The organism is Bdellovibrio sp. 22V (genome assembly GCF_030169785.1).
In the GTDB taxonomy this organism is placed as follows: Bacteria; Bdellovibrionota; Bdellovibrionia; order Bdellovibrionales; family Bdellovibrionaceae; genus Bdellovibrio.
This window is the reverse complement of sequence record NZ_CP125854.1, coordinates 2,543,775-2,567,726: the sequence shown is the minus strand read 5'-3', so window position 1 is coordinate 2,567,726 and position 23,952 is coordinate 2,543,775. Positions and strand designations below refer to the sequence as shown.

General features: G+C 47.9%; 22 protein-coding genes. 14 read left to right on the top strand and 8 right to left on the bottom strand.

Going from position 1 to position 23,952, the window contains the following annotated elements; translation table 11 throughout:
• Positions 1-7: 7 nt before the first annotated feature.
• Genes QJS83_RS12425 through QJS83_RS12415 form a run of 3 tightly spaced genes read left to right on the top strand, consistent with a single transcriptional unit; the run spans position 8 to position 3,465 of the window.
• Positions 8-862, top strand: a complete 855-nt coding sequence (locus QJS83_RS12425) for an alpha/beta hydrolase (RefSeq protein ID WP_284605220.1) — start codon at positions 8-10, stop codon at positions 860-862.
• A 56-nt stretch (positions 863-918) separates the two neighbouring features.
• On the top strand, positions 919-2,358 hold the full coding sequence (locus tag QJS83_RS12420; protein WP_284605218.1) for a penicillin-insensitive murein endopeptidase: 1,440 nt from the start codon (positions 919-921) through the stop codon (positions 2,356-2,358).
• Positions 2,359-2,388: 30 nt separating this feature from the next.
• Positions 2,389-3,465, top strand: a complete 1,077-nt coding sequence (locus QJS83_RS12415) for a phosphatase domain-containing protein (protein ID WP_284605217.1) — start codon at positions 2,389-2,391, stop codon at positions 3,463-3,465.
• Positions 3,466-3,685: 220 nt separating this feature from the next.
• Here the strand turns inward: QJS83_RS12415 and QJS83_RS12410 are convergent, their stop codons facing one another.
• Both QJS83_RS12410 and secG read right to left on the bottom strand, forming a co-directional pair.
• Positions 3,686-4,489, bottom strand: coding sequence for an AgmX/PglI C-terminal domain-containing protein (locus QJS83_RS12410; RefSeq protein ID WP_284605216.1), 804 nt, complete (start codon positions 4,487-4,489; stop codon positions 3,686-3,688).
• A 41-nt stretch (positions 4,490-4,530) separates the two neighbouring features.
• On the bottom strand, positions 4,531-4,935 hold the full coding sequence (gene secG / locus QJS83_RS12405; protein ID WP_284605215.1) for a preprotein translocase subunit SecG: 405 nt from the start codon (positions 4,933-4,935) through the stop codon (positions 4,531-4,533).
• Between the two features lie 143 nt (positions 4,936-5,078).
• On the opposite strand from secG, the gene QJS83_RS12400 reads away from it, so the two are divergent.
• From QJS83_RS12400 to QJS83_RS12380, 5 genes are all read left to right on the top strand, one after another.
• Positions 5,079-5,540 carry a hypothetical protein gene (locus QJS83_RS12400; RefSeq protein ID WP_284605214.1) on the top strand — a complete coding sequence of 154 codons (462 nt, stop codon included), beginning with the start codon at positions 5,079-5,081 and terminating at the stop codon, positions 5,538-5,540.
• Between the two features lie 169 nt (positions 5,541-5,709).
• The gene (locus QJS83_RS12395) at positions 5,710-6,867 is read left to right on the top strand and encodes a hypothetical protein (protein WP_284605212.1); all 1,158 of its coding nucleotides are present in this window, start codon (positions 5,710-5,712) and stop codon (positions 6,865-6,867) included.
• 15 nt (positions 6,868-6,882) lie between these two features.
• A complete protein-coding gene (gene tmk / locus QJS83_RS12390; protein ID WP_284605211.1) occupies positions 6,883-7,518 on the top strand; it encodes a dTMP kinase in 636 nt (211 codons plus the stop codon).
• A 13-nt stretch (positions 7,519-7,531) separates the two neighbouring features.
• Entirely contained in the window at positions 7,532-8,476 is a 945-nt protein-coding gene (locus QJS83_RS12385) for a DNA polymerase III subunit delta' (RefSeq protein WP_284605210.1), read from the top strand.
• Positions 8,477-8,534: 58 nt separating this feature from the next.
• A complete protein-coding gene (locus QJS83_RS12380) occupies positions 8,535-9,305 on the top strand; it encodes a TatD family hydrolase (RefSeq protein ID WP_284605209.1) in 771 nt (256 codons plus the stop codon).
• On the opposite strand, the gene QJS83_RS12375 is transcribed toward QJS83_RS12380, so the two are convergent.
• From QJS83_RS12375 to QJS83_RS12365, 3 genes are all read right to left on the bottom strand, one after another.
• Positions 9,268-10,149 (bottom strand): S1 family peptidase, encoded by an 882-nt coding sequence (locus QJS83_RS12375; protein ID WP_284605208.1) that lies wholly within the window; start codon positions 10,147-10,149, stop codon positions 9,268-9,270. The two genes, QJS83_RS12380 and QJS83_RS12375, sit on opposite strands and share 38 nt — an antisense overlap.
• 143 nt (positions 10,150-10,292) lie before the next feature.
• Complete coding sequence (locus QJS83_RS12370) at positions 10,293-11,075, bottom strand: hypothetical protein (RefSeq protein WP_284605206.1); 783 nt, start codon at positions 11,073-11,075, stop codon at positions 10,293-10,295.
• A gap of 24 nt (positions 11,076-11,099) precedes the next feature.
• On the bottom strand, positions 11,100-13,130 hold the full coding sequence (locus QJS83_RS12365; protein WP_284605204.1) for a hypothetical protein: 2,031 nt from the start codon (positions 13,128-13,130) through the stop codon (positions 11,100-11,102).
• Between the two features lie 288 nt (positions 13,131-13,418).
• Between QJS83_RS12365 and QJS83_RS12360 the strand changes: the two genes are divergently transcribed.
• The 6 genes from QJS83_RS12360 to tpiA all read left to right on the top strand — a co-directional run bounded on the left by QJS83_RS12360 (position 13,419) and on the right by tpiA (position 20,555).
• Positions 13,419-14,966 (top strand): beta-sandwich domain-containing protein, encoded by a 1,548-nt coding sequence (locus tag QJS83_RS12360; RefSeq protein ID WP_284605203.1) that lies wholly within the window; start codon positions 13,419-13,421, stop codon positions 14,964-14,966.
• Positions 14,967-14,986: 20 nt separating this feature from the next.
• Complete coding sequence (locus tag QJS83_RS12355; RefSeq protein ID WP_284605202.1) at positions 14,987-16,282, top strand: beta-sandwich domain-containing protein; 1,296 nt, start codon at positions 14,987-14,989, stop codon at positions 16,280-16,282.
• Positions 16,283-16,401: 119 nt separating this feature from the next.
• Positions 16,402-17,376 (top strand): beta-sandwich domain-containing protein, encoded by a 975-nt coding sequence (locus QJS83_RS12350; RefSeq protein ID WP_284605201.1) that lies wholly within the window; start codon positions 16,402-16,404, stop codon positions 17,374-17,376.
• Between the two features lie 123 nt (positions 17,377-17,499).
• On the top strand, positions 17,500-18,507 hold the full coding sequence (gap, locus tag QJS83_RS12345) for a type I glyceraldehyde-3-phosphate dehydrogenase (RefSeq protein ID WP_284605200.1): 1,008 nt from the start codon (positions 17,500-17,502) through the stop codon (positions 18,505-18,507).
• A 62-nt stretch (positions 18,508-18,569) separates the two neighbouring features.
• Complete coding sequence (locus QJS83_RS12340; protein WP_284605198.1) at positions 18,570-19,772, top strand: phosphoglycerate kinase; 1,203 nt, start codon at positions 18,570-18,572, stop codon at positions 19,770-19,772.
• Between the two features lie 57 nt (positions 19,773-19,829).
• On the top strand, positions 19,830-20,555 hold the full coding sequence (tpiA, locus tag QJS83_RS12335) for a triose-phosphate isomerase (RefSeq protein WP_284605197.1): 726 nt from the start codon (positions 19,830-19,832) through the stop codon (positions 20,553-20,555).
• Between the two features lie 69 nt (positions 20,556-20,624).
• Here tpiA and QJS83_RS12330 read toward each other — a convergent pair whose 3' ends face one another.
• The 3 genes from QJS83_RS12330 to asnS form a co-directional block, all read right to left on the bottom strand.
• Positions 20,625-21,062: a hypothetical protein gene (locus QJS83_RS12330; protein WP_284605196.1), complete on the bottom strand. Its 438-nt coding sequence runs from the start codon at positions 21,060-21,062 to the stop codon at positions 20,625-20,627.
• Positions 21,059-22,171 carry a hypothetical protein gene (locus QJS83_RS12325; RefSeq protein ID WP_284605195.1) on the bottom strand — a complete coding sequence of 371 codons (1,113 nt, stop codon included), beginning with the start codon at positions 22,169-22,171 and terminating at the stop codon, positions 21,059-21,061. Before QJS83_RS12325 ends, QJS83_RS12330 begins: the two co-directional genes overlap by 4 nt.
• A 75-nt stretch (positions 22,172-22,246) precedes the next feature.
• Positions 22,247-23,638, bottom strand: coding sequence for an asparagine--tRNA ligase (asnS, locus tag QJS83_RS12320; protein WP_284605194.1), 1,392 nt, complete (start codon positions 23,636-23,638; stop codon positions 22,247-22,249).
• Positions 23,639-23,952: the final 314 nt, after the last annotated feature.

Genomic DNA, 23,952 nt, shown 5'->3' with positions numbered 1-23,952 from the left:
TTCCATTATGGCAAACTTTACGTCTGTCTGCCGTACCTTTTTAAAATGCGTAGCGTTGCTGCTCTTGGTGGGCTGCCAAAGCTTCTTCTATTATCCCAAAAAAGAAAAACTGTTCGATCCGACTTCTCTCAGGATGCAGCCCGAAGACGTATATCTTAAGACGCGCTCCGGAGAGCACGTGCATGGATGGTTTTTTGCCTCTCAACAAAGTGACAGCAAAGGCACGCTTTTATTTTTTCACGGAAATGCCGAAAATCTCACTTCGCATTTTCTGATGTTTCAGTGGTTGCCGGCGCAAGGCTATAATTTTTTTGTTTTCGATTATCCCGGTTACGGAGCTTCTTCGGGAAAGCCCGACCCAAAAGGTTCCGTTGAGGCGGGCGTGGCCGCCGCAGAATATCTTTACGAGTTTAAAGATTCCCGCCCTTTGATTTTGTATGGTCACAGCCTGGGCGGAATCGTTGCCATGCGAACCGCCGAGGAAGTTCAGGGACGAATTCCTTTGCGCAATATTGTGATCGAGGCAAGTTTTGCATCGTACAAAGAGATGGGTCGGCAAGTGATGAAGCGCCGCTGGTGGACGTGGCCCTTGCAGCCGTTAAGTTACCTCGTGATCAGTGATCAATATGCGCCGAAGTCGTTAAAGTCGATATCGCCAACGCCTCTTCTTTTTATTCATGGCAGTGGTGATCGCGCTGTGGAAGTCGAAAGCTCCGAGCGTATGTATGCCGAAGCGTCCTTCCCGAAAGAGCTTTGGGTTATACCCGAAGGAGGTCACGGCGATCTCTATGAAATGAATCACGGGGAGCTCCGGGAACAATTCCTGTCGTATCTATCTAAAACTTCGACAGCCTCGCAATAAGAAGCTCTCTTATATTGCATTTCAGAAAGCATGTTTCGTGCATTGAAACGCGCAGGATGAAGCGCCTGATTCAAGCCCTCAGTATCATAAGTCTTTTTGCACTCTTTACAGCGTGTGCGCCGGACTCGCGCCAAGAGCCTTCGCAGGCGACAACAACCTATGAACCGCCTCGTCCCGTCATCCTAAACGAAGAAGGTTATCAGATCGCCCGCGGCGCCACACGTGTGCAAGACATGGCTGTGAAGTGGGATGCCGAAACAAAATCAATGAGTCTGCGCGGGAAGATTGAATATCTTCCAATGAAGGGCAACTCCGTACAAAGTTTAGAGATTGATCTTAGTGGTCTTTACGAGACCGGCGGTTTCGTCACGTTGAAAAATCAACGCCGCGATTTACCGCAAAAAGAAGACGTCAGAATTGCTGCGAAAGCAACTTGTCTAAGTGCCGAGGGTCGCTGTGCCTCTTCGTTTATTGATATTTACATCTATACGGAAGGCGTTGTGTATCACCATCAGTTGGAGTCGCATAACGAATCTCCTGTTGACGAGAAAAAAGAGGAAACTCCCTCTGAAATTGAAGAAGAACTGGAAACGGAAGGCGGCGCTGACGAAGTCGAAGGCGAGCCCGGCCACTACGTTGGAACCGTGATCGAAGATATCGAAAAGATTCTTGAGGTGAAGCCGCAACCGAAAGCGGAAGAGCCTAAAAAAGAAACACCTAAAACGGAAACTCCTAAAACGGAAACACCCAAGAAAGAGACGCCAAAAGAAGACGTAAAAAAAGAACAGCCAAAAAAAGAAGACCCTGCGGAAAAAGAAACTCCATCAGCGCCGACGAAGCCTGCGATCAAATCGACAAACCAAGCTGTGGGTTCCGTGAATGCGGGACGTTTGGAAAATGCGGTGGATCTTCTGAAGTATGAAGAAAATCACAAGCCTGCAGGCTTTCATATCATTCGTCCGAAAAGAAAAACCCATTTTGCGACGAACGAGTTGGCGTATCTGATTGTGCAAATCAGTCAGTTCGTGAAAAAAGAAATTCCGGGTTATGTCTTGTCTGTTGGCGATCTTTCGCGCGAAAGCGGGGGACGTTTGGGCAGTCACAAGTCCCACCAAAATGGTTTGGACGCTGACATTGCGTTCTTATTCAACAACAAGAGTTTTCAAGGTTATTTCGCATCTGCGGTGGCAGTCGATAAGACGCACGGAAGCTGGATGGTGGCAGAACAATATGAGCTTTTCAAGCAAGCTGTGCAAACTCAGCTGGTGGATCGCATCTTTATTCATAAAACCTTGAAAAAGGCGCTTTGCGCGCACGCGATTAAAGCGGGCGAGCTGCAAAAAGGACAGAACACAGGTCTAGCTCACGAAACTCTTCGTCGTTTGATCGCCGATACGGACCATCACAATCATTTCCACTTGCGAGTGAAGTGTTCGAAGGCGCAAGTTCGTTGCCGCCAAATGGCAGAGCCTGCACCTGGTTCGGGATGTTTTTGACATAGCTTTTGAATCCTCTAAAATAAGATCATGGCTGATTGGCGTGATCGCAGTGAAATGAATGGGGACGTGGTTTTCTTCCGCTATGTATCGGAAGGTATGGAAAAGAGCCACGAAGAGGTCTTTATCTGGGATCTCGATAAAACCTATTTGGACACAACCATCGACTCCTTGTCAGGTTTGATGACGACCATTCTTGAACGCGCCTTGAATAAGAAAAACATTCCGGGAACAAACACTCTTTTGCAGAACTTGTCGGAGTATCGCAAGCAGCAAAAGGGTTACATGTATTTCCCGATTTATTTTATCACGGCATCTCCTCCGCAAATGGAGGAAAGAATTTCTGAGAAGTTTGCGCTCGACAACATTCGTCCTTTCGGTTGTTTTTATAAAGACAACTTGGCGAATTTGCGTCCCGGTCGTTTTTGGCGTTTGACGAAGCAGGTGGGATACAAGCTGCAAGCTCTCTTACAACTGCGTACGCGTCTAAGCGATAATGTTCGACAGATCTGTTGGGGAGACGACTCCGAAACAGATGCGATCATCTATAATCTTTATTCAGATATTTGCTCTCGTCGTTTAGGGGCGCACGAAATACGCACGACACTGGAAAGATTGAACGTCTCGGGCGAACAGGTCGACACGATTTTAGAAATTCAAGCGAGCATTCCCGAAAACGACCCGGTTGAAAAAATCTATATCAATCTCGCGACAGACACGGACCCGGATTATTATTTAAAATTTGGCCGCCGCACTTTAGCGACTTATAACACTTTTCAAGTGGCGTTGGATCTTTTCCAAGACCATCGCATCGGACTTGAAGGGCTTTACTCTGTCATTCAAGACATGATTTACAACTACGGTTATACTCCGGAAGAACTCATGAAAAGCTTCGACGAATTCATCCGTCGCGGCATCTTAGGCGAAAGAGCTTTTCAAGAAGTCCGTCCTTTCTTCGAAGAAAAAGGTTTGCTCCATTCCTCTTACGAACCCAAAGTCGCTCCACTGAAAGAAAAGACAGTGGCAGACGGAAGAGTCTACGAACTCGAAGGAGTTCACGAGCCTTGGATTCCTGATCGCATCGATTATCTTCACGATTACCGATAAAAATATCTAGCGGGTGTCTTGCACGAGGAATGTGCTGGGAAAGGCTTTGTTCTTTCCTCGCTCCGTCGGCACAGCGTCCAGCTTCAATCGTCGCCGATCCTACGGCTCGGTTCGCGCCATCGTGGCGCCGACGAAGGCCGACTCCGGAGAAAAGAACAAAGCCTTTCCCAGCAAATTTTCGTAAGAACCCTAGATAATATTCACGCGTTTATTTAAAGGATTATTCGAAGCGCAGCGGGAATACTGTCGAGATTGGGTCCCCGGAGAAGGATTTGAATTCGACTCGGCGGATGGCTTCGATCAAGCATTTTCTGAAAGAGGCATCGTTGATGCTCGAAGAAGCGATTTCAGCTTGCGCGACTTTGCCGGTTCTTTCGATGGTGAAGCTGATGGAGGCTTGGCCGACGATGCCCGGGGTTTTTTGCAAGAGTTGCGTGTAGCACTTGAAGAAAGAGCCGCGGTGAGTTTTCAAAGTGTCTTGAATAAATTCAGAGGTAAGACCTTCGGCCATGGTTGCCGCCGGCGTAGAAGTTCCTTCGGCAGGAGCAAGTTCGGGCAAAGTTTCGGGCGGAGCTTGTTTCTTGTAGTTCATCTCGTAGTCAGTGGCGCTCCAGCGGATGCCATCGCGAGAAACGTAGACGCTGCCTTCACGGCCGAAGTTTTCTACTTGCACGTCGCCGCGTTTGATAATGATAACGATGCGGTCGTTTTCCTCGTCCAAAGTGATCAAAGAGTTTTCTTGCACACGAATACGATAAGCCGAATCGAACTCCATCGTTGCGTCACCATCGACGCTGGTTTCAACGGAATCCAATGCAAATAAAGTCGCACGGCGAGTGAGAGTTTCTTTCTGAGTCATGTTTTTGCGAAGAACAAAGACTTTACCAAGATTGAGCTCAAGACGCGCGAGAGGACGAGTCCCTGGTTTTTGTTTTTCAGTTTGTGTCGCGATAAAAAGAGAAAGGGCTACGCTAAAAATGCCAATGATAATCAGAATGGAGATCAGCCAGTTGTTCTTCGCCATAGAGAAACTATAGCGAAGAACTCAGCGAGAATGTACTAAAATTACTTTTTCTCTGGAGCTGGTGTTGCCGCAGGAGAAGCTGCAGGTGTTGCTTCCGTTGTCGGAGCTGCTGTTGCCGCCGCTGCATTTGCATCAGCTGCAGGCGCTGTCTCTGTCGTTGCAGGCGCAGTTGCCGGAGCCGTTGGCAATGGCAAAGTATCCACAACAGATTTCGTTTTAGATGAAGTCAAAACAGAAAGAGCCAAGCAAGTTACTGCGAAGATGATGGCTGCCCAAACAGTCATTTTTCCAGCCAAAGTTTGTGCACCTGTTGCGCCCAACAAAGAGTTAGAACCGCTAGAGCCACCCATGCCCAAAGCGCCGTCGCTCTTAGAATCTTGAATCAAAACAAGAATGATCAAAACAACAGCAACAAGGATATGCATAATTCCGATGAAAGTAGTCATTTTCTAGTATCTCCCAAAGACCCCTGAATATAGGGACAAAGAGGGGGCTTCGTCCATCCCAAAGTGCTTGAAATCTAAGGCAATGATGCATAATGTCGTGAGCTGGCCTTTTCAAATGCGCACAGACCTATAAACTCAAATCTATGAAGACTTTAAAAATCCTCCTGCCACTTATTCTCGGTTTTACTCTCGTTTCCTGCACTTCGGACGAAGGAATGCTTAAAAAAGAAGCAACAAAGATCGGGCAAACGAAATTTGCAGAGCAAATCCAGCAGGAGGCCCAAGGCAGCCTGTCCCACTCCGACGTCCTTCGTGAGGCTTTCATCAATTTCATTCAAAAAAGTTCTGAGGTCGAGGTCGAAGAGATCAAGTTTCAGGGTGAGAAGCTGGCCACTGTTTCCGTAACGGTCACAACCTATCCGGCGAAATTGCGCCGCACTCTTCTAGCGATTGCGAGCAAAGTGGACGCCTCAAAGAGCCGCCGCTTTAACTTTGCCGAAGCGCGAAGTCTGATCGGTCAGCAGGGGGAAAAAATCGAAGTCGAAAAACAAGCCCTCACCACAATCAAATTCCACAAATCCGGAGATCAGTGGCAAAGCGAGTAAGGGCTTTGTTATCCGTGCCGATCGTATTTGTTTCGCGAGAGTCGACAGTCATCGGTTCGTGAGAGCAAGAAATAGCGCGCTGTTGAAATCATAGACAGTGTTTTCTCCTCCTTTCGCGGGCTTAGAGAAGTTTTTCGAGGGCCTTGGGATTGCAATTTGCCCTCATCATATGAAAAACACACTTCGCTTTTGGCTGTTAGTTTTAATTTTAACTTCTCCATTCACGCTGGCGTGGTCGGACGATTCTCATATTGAGACAGAGGTTGAAGAACGTGTTTTAGACGAAGCGAAAGTCGCGCAAAAAGAAAAGACCTTGATTCGTCTTTCCGAAGGCAAAGTCTTTGAGTTTGATTCTTTTCCTGACCGCGAAGAAATGAAAGCCGCTCTGGGCTTGAAGCTCCCGGAAAAAGTTAAACAGCAAATTCTTGCGCACGGTGGATCTATTGAAGAGGCGAATCCTCTTGAAGCGTATGAAAATCTTCCGGAAGACCGCAAGCAGAAGTTCCAAGAAATGCGTTTGCACTTCTTGGCGAATGCGGCCCGTATTCTGAATACGACGAAATTCGTTTTCGGAGCGGGCAGTCTTGTTGGCGACGGGTTTAGCTTCGTCAAAATCAAAGTTAAAAAAGCTTTCGGAAAAGAGTCCGAACAAACCGAAAAAGTAAAAAGAACCTTTAACGAGCGCAGTCACCAAGCCGTGCAAGCGGTTTTGAAAGGCATCGACTATAAACTGTGGTCGCAAGCGCCTCTTGTGATTGACTCGAATGAATTCGGTGTCAGCGTTTCCGCAGGGATCGTTGCCGAAACGGGTGTGGTTCGCAAAGGTGCGGGCGGAGCTGAAGAAGTGGGACTGTCTTTCGCCTTCAATAAAAAATCCAAAGCTTTTGTCTTTGAAATTTTCCATAACTCCGAGCATTTCGATAACACGAAAGCCGCCGTTTCGGTGATCGGCGTTGTGGGTAAAGCCGGTATGCTGATGGGCCGTCGTAACGGAGCTGAAACTTTAAAAGGACACTCTTTTTATCCGCCAGCAATTCCTGGTTACAGTGTCTCTTCGCCCGAGTTTTTCTCTGCCGGATTCAGCTCGAGTTTGGGTTTCCCACCGCCGCCTTTGGCCGATCTTTTGACCTTTACAAACCGTTTTGAGCGCAACTCGTTGATCCGCATTACCGTCTCCCCTGTGGTCAAGGGTTTTGTGCGGGTGCAAATTGGCGATGTGAAGGGTTCAATGCGCCTTGTTGCGATGCGATTTGTTGACGTCTACCGCGCAATATCTGACAAGGTTCACATGGCCGGAAGACGATCTTGCGGCCCCGTTTTCAACTAAGATAAAAGCAGGCATATGAAGTTTCTGGTGTTTGAGGGCCTTGATGGGTCCGGGAAAAGTTCTTTGATGGCGGCCTTGGAGCGCGAGCTGCAAGCCCGTGGCATTTCTTTTAAAAGAACTCGTGAACCTGGCGGCACACCGCTAGGAGATGAAATCAGAAACATGATCCTGCGCACAGAGGGGCCGTCGCCTTTGGCCCGTGCGGAGCTTTTGTTGTACGAAGCCAGTCGCGCACAACACGTTGAACAAGTGATTCGCCCTACGCTCGCTGCGGGAACTTGGGTTCTTTGCGATCGTTTTGCGGCAAGCTCTGTGGCTTTTCAGGGCGGAGGCCGAGAGATTTCCGAAAAAGATGTCATGGCTTTGAACGAATTTGCGACAGGCGGGTTGAAAGCGGATTTAACGATCCTTCTTGATTTGTCTGTGGAGGAGTCGCGCCGTCGCCGTCAAGGTCGTGGCGCCGCTTTAGGGGAAAGCGAAGACCGCATCGAATCGGAAGCGGATTCTTTTCATGAAAAAGTGCGCCAATCGTTTTTAAAACAAGCGCGCGAAGATGCGGATGCTTGGTTAGTGCTCAACGCACAGGAAACTCCGGAAGTTTTATTTCAACAGCTTTTAAAAGCTCTGACGGAAAAGAAAATTTTAACGTAAGGTTTTAATAATCATGGCTCGGACGCTGGATTTCGTTTTAGGACATCAAGAGATCATCAAAAAACTGGTGACCTCTTTTGAACAGGGAAAACCTGGGCAAACGTATTTGTTTGTCGGTCCTCACGGCGTCGGCAAGAAGCTCACAGCCATGGGGTTGGCGCAGGCTTTGGTGTGCCCGCAAAGTCCTCGTGGTTGCGGCAAATGTCCTTCGTGCTTTCGCATGAGTCAAGGCAGTCACGAATCCGTTAAAGTGATTGAGCCCTCCGGAACACAGATTAAAATTGAACAGGGTAAAGAAGTCATCGAGTTCCTCAGCCTAAAAAGCTTGGGAGGAAATCGCGTTGTCATCATCGATCAAGCGCAGACGATGAACGCGCAAACGGCGAACTCGCTTCTCAAAACTTTGGAGGAGCCGCCCGAAGGCACGTTCTTCTTTTTGATTGCTCCAAGTGTGGCAGGCTTGATGCCGACGATTCGTTCCCGCTCGCGTATCGTTCAGTTCAAACCTTTGACAGCCGAGGATTTGGGAAAGAAAGTCAAAGCTCCTTCTTGGGCTTTGAAAGCCGCCGGCGGCAGTTTTGAAAAACTCGCGCAACTTCAAGAGGGGCCCGAACAAGAGCTGCGCCAAAAATCCATCGAAGTGCTGAATTTGTTTTTGAACGATCCTGATTTTATTTTGAATGAAAAATGGCGTCCTGAGTTTAAAGATCGCTCGCAAGGACAACGTTTGATTTCCTACTGGGTGAGCTTCGTAAAAGACGCTGTGTACTTCCAAGAGGGTGCAAAATCACAAATCGTGAATATGGATCAGGCGTCTTTGATTAAGACTTTGGCCGAATACAGTCGCGAGTTCCTCTTGGATCTGATCCAAAAAGCATTGCAAGTCGAGCAGGCTTTTGGCGCCAACCGTGACCCGCAATTGGTTATGGAAGAATTCTTTATCACTCATCGCCCTTAATTCGCCTCAGAGTCGAACCTTTTTGACCCGTTAGACCTTTTTAAGCTAGAATGTGTGTATGGAATGGATTGATATTCACGCGCATTTAAACATGCTTGAAGAAGGTGTCGAGGCGGCAATCGCCAATGCAAAGGCGGTCGGCGTTCGTAAGATCATTACGATTGGCACCGAGCCTGGAGATCATCCTGTTGTTCTCGAAATCGCACGCAAATATTATCCCGATGTGTATTGCACATTGGGCGTTCATCCTCACGACGGCAAAGTCTATACGACAGAGGCCGGGAAATTTATTGAAGAACACGTGAAAGAGCCCTGCGTGGTTGCTGTTGGCGAGATCGGTCTGGACTATTACTACGATCAATCTCCACGTGAACAACAGCAAGAGGCTTTTCGCGAACAGCTGGCGATCGCTTCACGTACGAATATGCCCGTGGAAATTCACACGCGGGATGCGGAAGAAGACACCATTGCCATTCTCAAAGAGTTCAAAGGTAAAGTGAATGGTCTCATTCACTGCTTTACAGGTACACGCTGGTTGGCAGAGCAGGCTTTGGATTTGGGATTTAATATTTCCATCAGTGGCGTTGTGACTTTTAAAAACGCTGATGATCTGCGCAGCACCGTGAAGATGTTGCCGCTGGATCGTATTCATGTCGAGACGGACTCTCCGTTCCTGGCGCCGATTCCGATGCGCGGGAAAAAGAATACACCGGCTTATGTTGTGCACACCGCGAAGTTCGTCGCCGACCTCAAGGGGATCAGCGAAGAACAGCTGTGTGAACAAACGCGTCTTAATGCTCTAAAAATGTTTCCGAAAATTCAGTGGTAAGAGTGTAGCGCACGGATTTAATCCACTCCGCAAACGGAGCCACTTTCGTCGCCTGCGCAATACCCTTGCAGCTTGTGAGTCCATTAGGCAACTCCGGTCCATAGACGGCGGAGTTTACACCGATCAATTTTAACTCGCCATTCTCGTGACGGAACTGCGGACCTCCGGAGTCGCCCTGGCAAATAAATGTCGGGATTTGATGGTTTGTCCAATAGCGATCTGGGAAACGATCGTAAGTTCCTTCAATTTGCATGACTCCGCGATGCAACTGACCGATGTGCAGATAAGTGAGTTCGGTTTTCTTGCCGCTATAATCCTGCGAGCGGCCGTAACCATAAACGTACACTTTGTCGCCGGCGTATTTCGCGTTGACGTCTTCATCATAGGCGACCGGCTCGTAATCTTTTGGCAGAGGTCCCTGGAAAACCGCGACCGCCAAATCATGATCAAAGAACTTTTTAGTGCTGTTGTAATCGGGGTGAACCATATGCGCTTTGCCCTTGCGGCGTTCATCTTTGGAGAACGATTGATAGTCATTGGTGAAGACGACGTTAAAGCCCGCAAGTTTTGGGATGCGAGTTTTGTCGAAGCAGTGACCTGCCGTCAGGACGGTATTTCGACCGATCAAAGTAGCGCTGCAAAACCCTAAAGGAAATCCGCTGGCATTCGTCATTTCGATAAGCACCACGCTTCTGGCTGCGGGACTGCTTCGCTCTTCCACGCGAGTCCCGCCAATAATACCGGCATTGTCGGAAGAATGAGGATTCAGATGTGTTGCAATGTCAGGAGAACACGCTGAAAGGAAAAGACACGCAGAGAGCAAAGAAAACGACCGTATTTTCATGTTGAAAAACTCCTTTTAGATCCGAACGGAATAGCGCGTTCGCAAGGAGTCTTTCATCTAACGAATTTGAAAACTGTGGGATTACAGCATAGCGCCGCCAAGTTCTGAGAACTGACATAAGGAACAACGGCGGGGAGCGATTACTATCTCAACTCTTCAAGCGCCTCGGGATAATAAGCCGCAAAACGCGCCAGGAGTTTTTCTTTGACGATTTCATTTTGGTTGGCAGCAAGACTGTCCTTCATATAGCGAAGAACGTCGTCTTTTTGGGCATTGTTATTCTTAAGCATAATAAGCGCCGTCGTGATGTTTAGTGAGTCGGGACTCAGTCTGCCTTCATTATCCAGAAAGGCTGTCCGCGAAACTTCGTTTCCGAAGAAGCGGATTTTTTCTTCGGGAGGAATGTTCATCTGATTTACCATATTGAGCAACTGACTGCGGATGAAGCTGTCTTCGGGTCGCAAAGATTTTACCGCTTCTTCGAAAGACGACATATTGATGCTGACATTGTCATTTATTCTTTCCATAGAGTATTTCAGAAGCTCGCCATATTCCGGATCGGCATCCATCACAGTTCCAAGACTGATCCATAAAGCAATGTCTTCGGCGTTAGGACTGTCTTTAAAAATCCCTTTGGCATGCGTGAACGCCGCGGCAACAACGCCGTCATCCAGCAGAGGTTTAAGGTAAGCACTGTTCACGTAATGCGGATTTTCTAAGGTCATTTTTTGAATCTCTTTAACAACGACTTTCGTATTTTGTGTTTTCGGACCGGCAGCGGGTTCCTCTGTGGCGTTCGCACGAGCCGTTTTTGCTTCTTCCGAAGAAGAAAGATCGGCTTGCGCTTCAAAAGACTCCGAGCCTTGTTGGGTGAGGTAAACGAGGCCGAAAAATGCGAGAGCTGAAGCGAATAAGGCTGTTTTCATAAGAATTTCCTCAGAGTTTAACTTTTATCTTTTAAGTTTCCCAACGATGCCCGTCTGATAACCGTAAATCGCGATGTAGTAGTAATTGACCACTCTGCGCGAAACAGGTTGAGGTGCGCCTTTGGGGAGGACGGTCTTTTGCACCACGTCTTCCATCGAGTCGGTCATTAAGCCGGTGTCTCTGAAATATCCTTCGGCTCCGACAGGAATTGCGAGTGCGACTTTCATATTTAAGTTCGGAACGTCCGTTTTTTGCAGAACCCGAAGATTGTAGGTTTTTCCCCAAGGGTCATAAATTTTCACATAGTCTTCTTCAAGACCGTTTACGCTCAGGGCGTGAGTTTGTGCCGATTTTTTCCATGTACACTGGTAGCCGGAGGCCTCCCAATAATCTCGCTTGTCGTCGGATTTTACCTTCACAACTTTTTGCGGATAACAATCGCGGATAATCGCGTGCCCCCGGGCAAAGTTCACGTTGTTTCCGACAGTGAGGTTTTGAACCAAGGCTTCTTTGGACCATTCGTCAGTCAGAATTTTAAATTCTCGTCTAAGGACTTCGCCGTCATAATAAATTCCGTTCAAATTGCGGATCGACGGATCTAAGCGACTGTACAAACTCGCGATACCTCGTTCCGTCGTCGTGCCGCCTTTTGCCCAGTTGGTGCCGATAACATTGCCTATCTTGTGAATCAGATTCGCGAACAACATGGTTCTTTCATTCATATCCGTGACGGAGGTGCCTTCCGCCGCTGTTGGCAAATTGCTTTTCCATAAGAAAGAATCTTGCGCGATTTCCGCCGGAGAAGAATGAAGTGCTCCCAAAGAGGACATTGTTAACGCAACGGCCGCACACCATCCCATATCTCTTTTAATGGAGCTAATACCTGTGGCTTTAGCCAGAAACTCAGGCAGTTTAGGTGCTGACTGTGATAATAAGGGAACGTTTGGATTCACACAAAACTTCGTCTGCGCGTAGTTGCAAGATCCTACTTTGGACCACAGAACGCCTTTGGTTTTACTGAAGTAGCTTGCGGTCGCGCACTGAGCGGCCGGCAACACAATGACGCTGCTGCCTTGTTGAAGCGAAACATTTTTAATGCCACCTGAAGTATTAAAAATAAGCTTCTCGTCGGCGGAGTCTTTCAGAACACCGATGACAGACCAATATTTATTGTCGATCTCCGGCAGGCCACAGGACTCGTGCGAGAGATAATGTTTTTCAAGAAAAGCCCTGCATGCGGCAGGACTTTTTGTCGCTTCCTTGCTGAAACTTTCGCTGATGATCGAATTCATTCCTGGGTGAGACGTATAGAATTTGTAAAGGGTGCAGGACTTAGCGGCGTTATAAGTGGAGCCCGGATTGTTCAGGAAGGCTCTTGCTGGAAGCTGTAACCAGCCAGAGTATAAAAGGGAAGCATCGGCCGTCGTAAAGCTGATTTGTCCAATAGAGCTTTGCACTTTAGATTGCGTGCTTTCGCAGGCGACATAATAGGTGTAAGCAGTCTTGGGAAGTAATCCCGTAAGTTCGTGAAGGTGAGAAGCGCTTCCCGTGGATTTAAACTCGGACGTCATTTTATCAAATGTCTGTTGCGTGCTAGAGTAGCGGCAAATTGCTTTCTCGGAAGTCGTCAAACTTAAACGGGCCGTATCGTAAGTAGTGACTGCACCGTTTGGAGCCAAAGAGGACAACGTGACGGGAGCTGCAGCGGTGATGAAGTTGACGACGCCGGTGGAGCTGACTTTCTTGCTTGTCGGCGATTGACAGGCAATGAAGTAAGAATAGGCCTTATTGGGTTCCAGCCCCGAAAGTCCGTGCGCATGAGTTTTCGTGCCCGTTGTTTTAAATTGAGACGGCATTTTTACGAAGGACTCATTCTTTGTTGAGAAGCGACAGACGACATTTTCGGATGAGTTTAGATAAAGAGTCGCCGTATTTTTGGAAGTGATTTTCCCATGAGGCAATAGAGACTTCAAAACCGGCACTGTTGTCGCTTGCGCTGGTTCGATGAAAAACAATGCCGTAATGAGTGTTTGAGAGACTAAAAGTCGCTTCATTCTGATTCCTTTAGTAAGAGTACTCCGCCTAGACTACGGACTCGACGAAGTACTTATCGAATGGAATCTCTCAAGACTTAATTATTGTTAAATTTTTGGACATCAAAAGTGTTTCCGCAAATTCGTCGGACGCCTTCTTTTGAAATTCCTAAAAAATAGAAGCGCCCATCTTAGGCCCCTGTCTAAAAACGAGACAGCTGGCTAAGGGTTATAAACAATATATCCATTTCGATGGAGGCACAGAACTTGGAATAAGGAACGCGGATCAGAAAATAGGAGCCTTTTTATATGAAACGTTGGATGGCGAGTGTTCTCGCGGCTACTACATTATTACAGAATCCCGCGTATGCGGATATTATGGACCTTCCCAATCCCGGAGACTTTGGGGACGGGGAAGTCACGCCGTCGCCTGTGCCTCCAGCGCCAGGTCCAGAGCAACAACAAACTCAATTCGTGGGTTCCGTCTCTATAAGTGCGATGTCGAGAAAATCCGGCGGGACTCTTTATATCATCGATCTCAAACAAGCCCTCTCTCTGCAACGTTTAGATATTCGTGTTACAAAGAATCGTCTTAAGATCCTGCAAACAGCGCTTATTACGGATGCGGGACAAAAAGTCAGCGTTCGTCAATTGACGAATACGGATGTTTTGAACACGGGTTCTGTTTTTTCTTCTGAATCTTTAAATCAAAGCGACCGCGTGGCGCGTATTGAATTGGTCGCTGAATCTTACGGTGGCGAAGCCGATATTCTTGTGACGGTCGTTGCCGACCGTGAAGTGCCAAAACTGACTTTGCGTGAACAACAAGTCGTGACTCCAACAAAGCCCGAGGTGCCGACGCAACCGCAGCGTCCAACTCCACCGGCTCCTCCGGGACCAAGCCGCCCGCCCGTTTATAATCCACGTGAGGACAGCGTCATTCGCTCGGGCGACGTTGTTTACTATCAAAATTCCGTGGGCACGGTGAGAGGCGTTTACTCTAACGGGCAAGCGCTTTTAGTGCGCGATGGATACTATGATACAAATGTGCAGGTCCGTGATTTATCTAAATCTGTCAGATGCTATGAAAGAATTTGCGCGGGAGACGGAGTAGAATATTCCAACTCTGCGGGAACGGCGCTCCGAGTTTTTGCGAATGGTAAAATCTTGCTGCAAAGAGATGGATACTACGACTCGTTCGCTGACGTGCGAAATGTCGGCAAAAAGGTCGCGTGTGTCGGTAATGTCTGTGCTGGCGCCAAGGTTCTTTACCAAGGCGTTGCCGGTGTCGCGGTCGCCGTCTATGACAATAGCAAAGCCCTTATTGTGAGAGACGGTTATTACGATTCATTTGCAGATACGAAAGCGCTTGGTGTTAAAACGTCTTGTGACTCTCGCGGTGTCATCTGTGAAGGCGATGTTGTTTACCATTCAGGAACCATCGGTGTGGCAAGAGCCATTTATGGCAATAAGGTTCTTCTTGTTCGCGACGGCTACTATGACACGTCTGTTGACGCTGACAGTTTGGCGAAAAGAACGAAGTGTGTTCAAGGAGTCTGCACGGGCGCTCGTGTGTATCTTTCAGGAACTATCGGCGTGATTGCGGATGTCTTCACCAACGGCAAAGCTCTTTTACAAAGAAACGGTTACTACGACACCATGGTGGACGTAGGATCGGTTTCTCTTGCTGTTAAGTGTGACTCTCGTTCGGGAATCTGTCTTGGCAGTACGGTTATCTATCAAAATACAAGTGGTCGTGTTGTCGAGCTTTTTGCAAACGGCAAAGCGTTGGTCGTCCGGAACGGCTATTACGACACCTGGTTCGATGTATCTTCTCTGGCAAGACTTGTACGTTAAGTGAAGAAAGGTTTCGGAAAATGAAAAGATCTATCACAACATTTGTCGCAGCTCTAACAATGATCCAAAGTTCTGCTTATGCGGATATCGTGGATTTACCAAATCCTTTCGATGGCGGTGATTCAGCTCCGGAAGTTCCCAGAGTCGAAACTCCGACACCTCCTGCGGCTCCGGTGCAAACTCAATATATCGGCTCAGTCACCGTTGCAGGTATGTCGCGCAAGTCGGGCGGAACGGTTTACAGAATTAATCTAAATAAGGCGCAGTCTCTTTCCCGTTTGGACGTGCGCGTGACCAAGAACCAATTGAAAGTGCTGCAAACAACTCTGCTGACAGACAACGGCCAAAGAGTTTCCGTTCGTCAATTGAGCAGTACGAATGTGTTGGCGACGGGTTCTTTGAACTCTTCGGAAGTTTTAAATCAAAGTGATCGTGTTGTCGCGATCGAAATTCTTGCCGAGTCTTTCGGCGGCGAAGCGGAAATTATCGTGACAGCGGTCGCGGACCGCGAAGTTCCCAAGTTGACTCTTGTGCCGCAAGAAAAAAAGCCGGTGACGCCACCGGCACCTCCGGCTTCGTCTGAAACACGCGTGGAAAATTACAACCGCAATTTGCGCGAAGGCGATGAAGTGATGGTGATGGACCGCGAATACGCCAAAGCAGTGGTCGTAGGTTTTGACAATAACGGAAATCACATCCTGCGCTTTACGACGGGAGAGTTGCGCGGCAGAGTCGGCGGTGGTTGGTTGCGCGAAAATCTCTCTCTTATGTCCGGCTGTACAAAAGAGTACTGTGTTGGACAACTCGTTTTCAATAAATCCAGAGATAACATGCAAGTGAAAGTAGTCGCTGTGCAATTTCACGGCTCTGTCATAATTGAATTTATGGAAGGCGAATTGAAAGGGCGTTTAGGCGGTAACTGGAATTCTGATGAACTGACTCTGCCTAAGAAATGCGGAAGTAAATTCTGTATTGAAGATAAAGCTTATCTCCTCAACGGAGACAAGTTTCAGGGAAAGGTTCTTATTCTTGGCGTCGACAAGAACGACAGATACTCTGTTTATTTTTACGATGGAGAATTGGCAGGCCGCCGCGGTCATAACTGGAGTAAAGAGGACTTAGCGAAAATTTCCGGCTGCGGAAGAAACTTCTGCGTGGGTGATGTCGTGACGAATATCACTCGTGACTACGCGAAGGTTCAAGTGATGGGCATTCAAGAAAACGGCCGCTACGTTCTGAAGTTCCTGGAAGGTCAAGTAGCGGGTCGCTTCGGACACAACTGGGAAGACAGCGACTTAAGAAAGTTCAGATACTAATTGTATTGCAAAACCGTCATAAGGAGACGCTTCGGTTTCCTTTTGACACTGATTTTTTGGCATAGAGTTTGGATAAAGGGTCAACGGATTCACTAAGACTTTAAATTTAAGGAGTCTCCATGAAAAAGAACCTCGTTTTAGGATCAGTAATTGTCGCTTCCCTTGTACAATATACAAGCCCGGCGTTCGCGAACAAAGAAATCATCGGTAATATCATCGGTGGTGTTATCGGCGGCGCTATCGGAACCCAAATCGGTAAGGGAAATGGCAATAAGGCTGCCATCATCATCGGCGCGATCGCCGGTACGATGATCGGTGGGAAAATCGGTTCCGACCTTGATGAGGCGGACCGTCGCGCTCTTGAAGAGGCACAACGCCGTTCTTTGCAAGATCGTTTGGGTGATCGCTGTGACTGGGATGGTCGTCGTTATGGTTCACGCACAGGCGCGCGCGGAAGCTTCACTTCGACTCGTGAAGGTTACAACAATCGCACCGGCGAATACTGCCGTGAATATACAAGTGTGATCTACGCTGGCAACCGCACAGAGGAAACTCGCGGTGTTGCATGTTCTCGTCGTGATGGTTCTTGGTATGAAGTTCGTGAAACAGAAGTTCGCTTCCAGCAACGTGGTGGCGGTTCTTTCGGTAACGGTGGCGGCCATGTGCGCCCTGACCCTCGTCCAGAGCGTCCTTCACGTCCAGTTCCTCCGCCTCCACCACCTTCGTCGCAAGGTCGCTATGAAGGTACGACACAGATTTCTTCTGTGACTCGACGTTCAGGCGGTGAGTGGTTCCGTATCACTCTTAGAAGACCGGTGTCTTTGGACCGTGTTGAAGTTCGTGCTTTGTCTGCGGGTGTGAGAATCCACGAAGCTTCTGTCTACACGGTGTCAAATCGTCAGATCCGCATCCGTGAGTTGTCTCCAACTCCAACATTCTATGCGGGCGATACAGCGGTTTCTGAGAGCCTCAACTCGGGCGAGCGTATCCAGGTGATCGACATCCGCGCTGAGTCTATGGGCGGAAGTGCAGATATTCTTGTGAAGGCGCTTTCCAATGATGACTATCCGTCATTGAGCGTGTCTCGCTACTAGGCGGTTAAGCCTCGAAATTTAAGAGAATTTCATTAAAAAGCCAGTCTAATGACTTATAGTGTCTAGACTGGCTTTTTAGCGTTCAAAGGCCGATATTGAGTGGGTTTAAAAAGGAGCTCACTCATGTCTAAGTTGCGTGTTGGTATCAACGGTTTTGGTCGTATTGGTCGCGTTCTTTTCCGCGCGGGTTTTGAAAAACTCGACATCGTCGGAATTAACTCTTTGGACAGCATCGAAGGTGATGCTCACTTGCTTAAGTACGACTCTGCTCACGGCGTATTCAATGCCGACGTTTCTACTGAAGGTCACAACCTTGTTGTTAACGGTAAAAAAATCGCAGTTTCAAAAACGCGCAATCCGGCGGAAGTTCCTTGGAAGGACTTGGGCGTAGACATCGTTCTTGAGTGCACAGGCGCTTTCAAAGACAAAGCGGATTTCATGCAACATATCTCTGCCGGCGCGAAACGCGTTTTGGTTTCTGGCCCTGCTGAAAAAGGTGCTGACATCACAATGGTGTACGGTATCAATCACGAAGCTTACGATCCATCCAAGCACCAAGTTGTTTCCAATGCGTCTTGCACGACAAACTGCTTGGCGCCTTTGGCGAAAGTTTTGAACGAGACATTCGGTATTGAACACGGAACAATGATGACGGTTCACTCTTACACGAATGACCAAAAAATCTTGGATGCTCCTCACAAAGACTTGCGCCGTGCTCGTGCCGCGGCTGTGAGCATGATCCCGACAACGACAGGTGCCGCGAAAAACGTCGGCCTTGTCTTGCCAGAGTTGAAAGGTCGCATTGACGGCATCTCCGTACGTGTGCCGACTCCAAATGTGTCTTTGGTGGATTTCACTTTCACGGCGAAAAAAGATGTGACGAAAGAATCTGTGAACGAGGCTTTGATCGCAGCTTCTCAAGGTGCTTTGAAAGGTGTCTTGGCTGTCGAGAAAAACGAACTTGTCAGCGTCGACTTCAACGGCAGCCCCTACTCTTCAATCGTAGATCTTGCTTCCACAATGGTTGTCGGTCCGCGCATGGTGAAAGTTCTTTCTTGGTACGACAACGAAACAGGCTTCTCAAACCGCATGGTTGACGTCGCTCTTCACATGGCGAAGAAAGGTCTCTAGGACGAGAGTCCATAGAGTGGTGGCGTCGACGGGCGCCGGAGCTGAAGTAGTAAAGGATATATATGGCAAATGGTTTGAAGGGTATTAAAACGGTTCGTGATTTTGAATTGGACGGAAAAGTTGTTTTCCTTCGTTTGGATCTGAATGTCCCGATGGAAAACGGCAAGATCACGGATGAAAACCGCATCACGGCGTCTTTGCCGACGATCAAGTACTGCATGGAAAAGGGCGCCAAGCTTGTTATGGCTTCGCACTTGGGCCGTCCAAAAACAAAAGACGATAAAGAATTTTCTTTAGAGCCGGTTGCGAAACGCTTGCAGGAACTTTTGAGCGCCGAAGTGATCTTGGTTGAAGAACCGGATTCAGACGCTCCTCGTGCTTTGCTGCAATCTTTGAAAAAGAATCAGTTGATCCTTCTTGAAAACGTCCGTTTTGAAGAAGGGGAGACAAAAGACTCTGTGGAGTTCGCGCAAAAAATCGCAAGCTACTCTGATATCTATATCAACGATGCATTCGGTGCTTCTCACCGTGCGCATGCGACGATTCATGCTTTGCCTTCAGTGATGAAAGACAAAGGCATTGGTTTCTTGATCGAAAAAGAAATCAATATGTTGGATTCTCTTTTGCAAAATCCAAAACGCCCTTACTTGGCGGTGATGGGTGGTGCCAAGGTTTCTGACAAGATTGCCGTGATTGAAAGATTGATGGACGTTGTTGACGGCTTCATCATCGGTGGTGCGATGGCTTACACTTTCCAAAAAGCACAAGGTCTTCCGGTTGGAAAATCTTTGGTGGAAAATGACAAGTTGAAGTACGCGAAAGAAATGATCGAGCGTATTGAAGCTCGCAATAAGACCATTCTTTTGCCAGTGGATCACTTGGTAACAAAATCGATTTCTGATACAGCGAACGCGCATCTGACAAAAGACGTTGCGATTCCTGAAGACGAGTTGGCTGTCGATATCGGACCAAAGACTCTTCAGAATTATTCGACGGCTTTGCGTGAGGCGGGCACGATTTTCTGGAATGGCCCTATGGGCGTTTTCGAAACTCCGGCTTTTGCAAAAGGAACTTTCGGTGTCGCGAAAGCCATCGCTGAAAGCAATGCTGTAAAAATCGTCGGTGGCGGTGACTCTGCAGCAGCTGCGGAAGCCTCCGGTTACGCTGACAAGATGACTCATATCTCAACGGGCGGTGGCGCTTCTTTGGAATATCTCCAAGGCGATAAACTTCCGGGTCTTGAGATTCTTCGCTCCAAACGCTAATTCCTGAAGGGAAAAAGGTACCAGGGACCTTTTTCCCATCTTCTTTGAGGTTCTCGAATGAAAAAGATTTTTGCAGCCAACTGGAAACTTTTTAAATCACCAAAAGAAACGCGTGAGTTTTTCGCTCAGTTCAAAGAAATGAGCGGCAAAGCCACAGGAGAGTTGGTGTTTTTTCCGTCTGCAATCTCTTTGGAAGCCGCGAGCATTTCTTTGCAAGGTTCAAATATCAAGTGGGGCGCACAGAATTGTTATTTCCAAGCCTCCGGTGCCTTTACTGGTGAAAACTCTGCACAAGTTGTGAAAGAGTTGGGCGGTACTTACGTTCTTATCGGTCACAGCGAACGCCGTAAGATTTTTGCGGAAAACGACGCGATGATCGCCGAGAAAGTCGCTTTCGCACAAAACTTGGGTTTAACTCCGATGCTTTGTATTGGCGAAACTTTGGAAGAGCGTGAAGGCGCACAAACATTCCGCGTTCTGGAAACGCAACTTCACTTGGGTCTTGCGAAGGCTGACAAATCAAAACCTCTTGTCGTTGCTTACGAACCGGTATGGGCGATCGGAACGGGAAGAGTTGCAACACCGGAACAAGTGGCGGAAACGCACACAGATGTTCACTCGATTCTTACAAAATTGGGCTACGGTTCAACGCCGATCCTTTACGGTGGCAGTGTAAAGCCAGACAACGCCGCCGGCCTTATCAAGCAACCGCACGTCAACGGCTTCCTCGTCGGCGGAGCTTCCTTAGAAGCAAAATCCTTCATCGAAATCGCTTCCGTCTAATAGGTACCAGGTACCTTTAGAAATAAAAGGAACCCTGTTCCTTTGGTGCGAAAAGGGAAGCGGGTACGTTTAGCCGTTTCCTTCTTCGTCTTCTCGGTCAGCATCTTTTAATGCGTCTTTGAGGGATTTGTTGTCTTTGGATGGCAATGTGCGCATGGCTTTGTCGAAAGCTTTTTTCTCTTTTTTGTAGAGAGGTAAAAGAAGTTCGGCTGCTGCCAGGGAAGGGTCTGCTTCAAACGTGAGAATCGCGACGCGAGCGAGTTGCTGCAAAACATCCGCAGAGACTTTTTCTTTGCCCTTCGTTGCAAGGTCCACAGTGTCTTCGATTGTTTTTAGCATCTCCGTTGTCTTTTCAGACACGGCTTCATCGTCTTTCGCTTTCGGAGCTTTAAGATCTTCCGCGCTGTAAGCCTGAAGTTTCTTTTGCAATTCCTCGAGCGTCGCCGCTTGCGCCGCCACAGAAGAAAAAACAAATACAAGAGCGGTGAGTAGAGACATCAGTTTCATGGATTCTCCTTAATCATCACACCAATAAGCTCACGGTTGTAGAGATTGCTCGTCGCTTTACGATAGAAGTCACTCACATAACCACCACTGCGACCCCAGTCCGTTTTGATCTCGGCATGGCCTGCATGGTTGCGGTCACGAGTGTTGCGATAAATCAGGATCGCGCCTTTCGGAGCGTCCACGGGACTTTTAATCATTCGTTTGTATTTTGGATCTTCCAAAAGATTTTTGAAACCACGACGTTTTAAATCGCCGACGCCATAACGAGCTTTGGAACCCGGAAGATAGTCGTCGACCAAGTCACCGCCAAGCAAGGCCCTTTTGACGTAGCGATAACAAAGTTTTTTTGAACGAACTTCTTTGTTTCTCATTCCGTACTTGATCGCTTTTTCAACTTCTTTCGAAGTCGAGTAGCGTGCAATCAAAGGATCATTGGCCCATTTGTTGTCTTTGGGAATTCCGGCGAATGCTTGTTTTACTTTGTTCAAGTCTTCGCGATTTTTTTCCTCAACAGTCGGAGCTTGTTTTGCTGAACACTCCGCACAGAAGCCACCCTCGGTTTTTGTTGGATCCGGGTTCTTCGCGAGGTTCGGATCTTGTTCTGTCTTTTCAGGTTTCTCGGGCTTCTGCTCGCGCAGAACTTCTTCCTTCGTCGGAAGATGCGGAGCTTGTTCGGTTCCTTCGATAGGCAGACCCTCACCATCACGTTTTGCACGCGAGGTGAGAGCGATTTCAGGGTCTTGTACTTCGGACCCTTCTTTATCTTTAAATGTCAGCCAAGGATCTTTTTGCGAGAAGTAAACCCAGGTTTCGTCGCCTTCTTTTGGAGTCAATTTACCGCGCGTGCCGTTCACTTTGGTTAAACGAATACGAATACCGTAAGAACCTGTGCGGCTGAGTTTGCGTGTTTCAAGAACTTTTCCTTCGGAACCTTCTGGAATCAGGGACTGAATATTTTTGGCTTTTTTTCTGAAATCGACTGTTTTACGGCCGTAAAGGTCGCCCGTAAGTACAAGTTCATTGAGGTCTGTCGGAAGCTGCGCAAACGCAGAGCTGCCGAACAAACTCAGAGCGACTAAAATGCGGGTGAAACGAATCAACAATTTCAAATTGATACTCCTAAACCTCTCTTCGGAGTTATCGTCCTAAAAGAGAGGCTAGGAGTCTGGAAACTAGTCCTTGGACTAGAACAATGCGTTCTTAGGCGTTCTAGGGAACGGAATGACGTCACGAATATTTGTCATGCCCGTGAGGTACATCATCATACGCTCAAAGCCCAAACCGAAACCGGAGTGAGGGAAGCTGCCGTAACGGCGCAGGTCCATATAGAAAGCATAATCTGCAGGATGCAATCCAACTTCGCTCATGCGCTTCTCAAGAAGTTCCAAATTATCTTCACGCTGAGAGCCGCCGATAATCTCGCCGATGCCTGGAGCTAAAAGGTCCATCGCACGCACCGTTTTTTGATCCGGGTTGAGCTTCATGTAGAAAGCTTTGATTTCTTTTGGATAGTCCGTCACGAATACCGGTTTTTTGAAGTGTTCTTCGGCCAGGTATCTTTCGTGTTCGGATTGCATGTCGATGCCCCACTCAACAGGGTATTCGAATTTCTTGCCGGATTTTTTCAAGATGTCGATGGCTTCTGTGTAAGTCACGCGACCGAACTCGTTGTTCAAAACGTTGTTCAATTTATCGAACAAACCTTTTTCGATGAATTGGTTGAAGAACTCCATCTCTTCAGGGCAGTTTTCCATGACGTAGCGGATGATGTATTTGATCATCGCTTCGCCAAGTTCCATGTTGGCGCCAAGATCCGCGAAAGCAATTTCTGGCTCGATCATCCAGAACTCTGCCGCGTGTCTTGAAGTGTTGGAGTTTTCGGCGCGGAAGGTAGGACCGAATGTGTAGATGTTTCTGAAAGCAGAACAGAATGTTTCACCGTTCAACTGACCGCTCACTGTGAGGTTCGTCTCTTTACCAAAGAAATCCTGGCTGGTGTCGATGCTGCCATCTTCTTTGCGCGGAGGTTTATCCAGTTTCAACGTCGTTACACGGAACATTTCCCCGGCGCCTTCGGCATCAGAGCCCGTGATGATCGGAGTATGAACGTAGACGAAACCTTGATCTTGGAAGAACTTGTGAATCGCATAAGCCAAAACCGAGCGCACGCGGAAAACTGCAGAGAATGTATTTGTGCGTGAACGAAGATGTGCGATCTCGCGCAAAAACTCAAAGCTGTGCCGCTTGTTTTGCAGAGGATATTCCGGATCTGCTTTTTGCACGATCTCGATTTTTGTCGCCATCACTTCGAAACTTTGTCCAGCTCCTTGCGACTTCACGACTTTTCCTGTGACGTAAACCGAACTTGAGATCGTCAGTTTTGCAACGTCGGCAAAGTTCGACATATTCGTATCAAAAACCACCTGCACGCCTTTAAAGAATGAACCGTCATTCAACTCAATGAAGCCGAAATTCTTTTGGTCGCGGATCTTACGAACCCAACCGCTTAAGAAAACTTCTTTATCGAGGAATTTTTCGGTGTCTCGAAATAGTGATTTGACCAATGTCGTTTCCATGTATGCCCTTTCGCAAAACAGTGCTTCATAAAGTAGCGTTTTTTCACGAATTTGTCTAACGGCGATACAAAAAGGAGATGGGCTTTCTGAAAAGACCGAGCCTCTTTCTGAATCAATAACACATAGAGTCAACAAACTCTAGTTTCCGGTACAAAAGACCGAAACGTCTGGATGGACAGAGGGAGCTGCCTATGGATCGCAAAACTCATTTTCGCATCTGCCACAAGTGTGGCACCGTGAACTCGGCGGAGGGATCTCTTGTGACATCCTGCCAGTCTTGCGGAAAGCATCTTGCACCCTTTTATTTTTTCGAC

Excerpts from the sequence above, each read along its gene's own strand:
- QJS83_RS12425 (WP_284605220.1), top strand. The coding sequence starts at position 8 with ATGGCAAACTTTACGTCTGTCTGCCGTACCTTTTTAAAATGCGTAGCG.
- QJS83_RS12420 (WP_284605218.1), top strand. The coding sequence starts at position 919 with ATGAAGCGCCTGATTCAAGCCCTCAGTATCATAAGTCTTTTTGCACTC.
- QJS83_RS12415 (WP_284605217.1), top strand. The coding sequence starts at position 2,389 with ATGGCTGATTGGCGTGATCGCAGTGAAATGAATGGGGACGTGGTTTTC.
- QJS83_RS12410 (WP_284605216.1), bottom strand. The coding sequence starts at position 4,489 with ATGGCGAAGAACAACTGGCTGATCTCCATTCTGATTATCATTGGCATT.
- secG (WP_284605215.1), bottom strand. The coding sequence starts at position 4,935 with ATGACTACTTTCATCGGAATTATGCATATCCTTGTTGCTGTTGTTTTG.
- QJS83_RS12400 (WP_284605214.1), top strand. The coding sequence starts at position 5,079 with ATGAAGACTTTAAAAATCCTCCTGCCACTTATTCTCGGTTTTACTCTC.
- QJS83_RS12395 (WP_284605212.1), top strand. The coding sequence starts at position 5,710 with ATGAAAAACACACTTCGCTTTTGGCTGTTAGTTTTAATTTTAACTTCT.
- tmk (WP_284605211.1), top strand. The coding sequence starts at position 6,883 with ATGAAGTTTCTGGTGTTTGAGGGCCTTGATGGGTCCGGGAAAAGTTCT.
- QJS83_RS12385 (WP_284605210.1), top strand. The coding sequence starts at position 7,532 with ATGGCTCGGACGCTGGATTTCGTTTTAGGACATCAAGAGATCATCAAA.
- QJS83_RS12380 (WP_284605209.1), top strand. The coding sequence starts at position 8,535 with ATGGAATGGATTGATATTCACGCGCATTTAAACATGCTTGAAGAAGGT.
- QJS83_RS12375 (WP_284605208.1), bottom strand. The coding sequence starts at position 10,149 with ATGAAAATACGGTCGTTTTCTTTGCTCTCTGCGTGTCTTTTCCTTTCA.
- QJS83_RS12370 (WP_284605206.1), bottom strand. The coding sequence starts at position 11,075 with ATGAAAACAGCCTTATTCGCTTCAGCTCTCGCATTTTTCGGCCTCGTT.
- QJS83_RS12365 (WP_284605204.1), bottom strand. The coding sequence starts at position 13,130 with ATGAAGCGACTTTTAGTCTCTCAAACACTCATTACGGCATTGTTTTTC.
- QJS83_RS12360 (WP_284605203.1), top strand. The coding sequence starts at position 13,419 with ATGAAACGTTGGATGGCGAGTGTTCTCGCGGCTACTACATTATTACAG.
- QJS83_RS12355 (WP_284605202.1), top strand. The coding sequence starts at position 14,987 with ATGAAAAGATCTATCACAACATTTGTCGCAGCTCTAACAATGATCCAA.
- QJS83_RS12350 (WP_284605201.1), top strand. The coding sequence starts at position 16,402 with ATGAAAAAGAACCTCGTTTTAGGATCAGTAATTGTCGCTTCCCTTGTA.
- gap (WP_284605200.1), top strand. The coding sequence starts at position 17,500 with ATGTCTAAGTTGCGTGTTGGTATCAACGGTTTTGGTCGTATTGGTCGC.
- QJS83_RS12340 (WP_284605198.1), top strand. The coding sequence starts at position 18,570 with ATGGCAAATGGTTTGAAGGGTATTAAAACGGTTCGTGATTTTGAATTG.
- tpiA (WP_284605197.1), top strand. The coding sequence starts at position 19,830 with ATGAAAAAGATTTTTGCAGCCAACTGGAAACTTTTTAAATCACCAAAA.
- QJS83_RS12330 (WP_284605196.1), bottom strand. The coding sequence starts at position 21,062 with ATGAAACTGATGTCTCTACTCACCGCTCTTGTATTTGTTTTTTCTTCT.
- asnS (WP_284605194.1), bottom strand. The coding sequence starts at position 23,638 with ATGGAAACGACATTGGTCAAATCACTATTTCGAGACACCGAAAAATTC.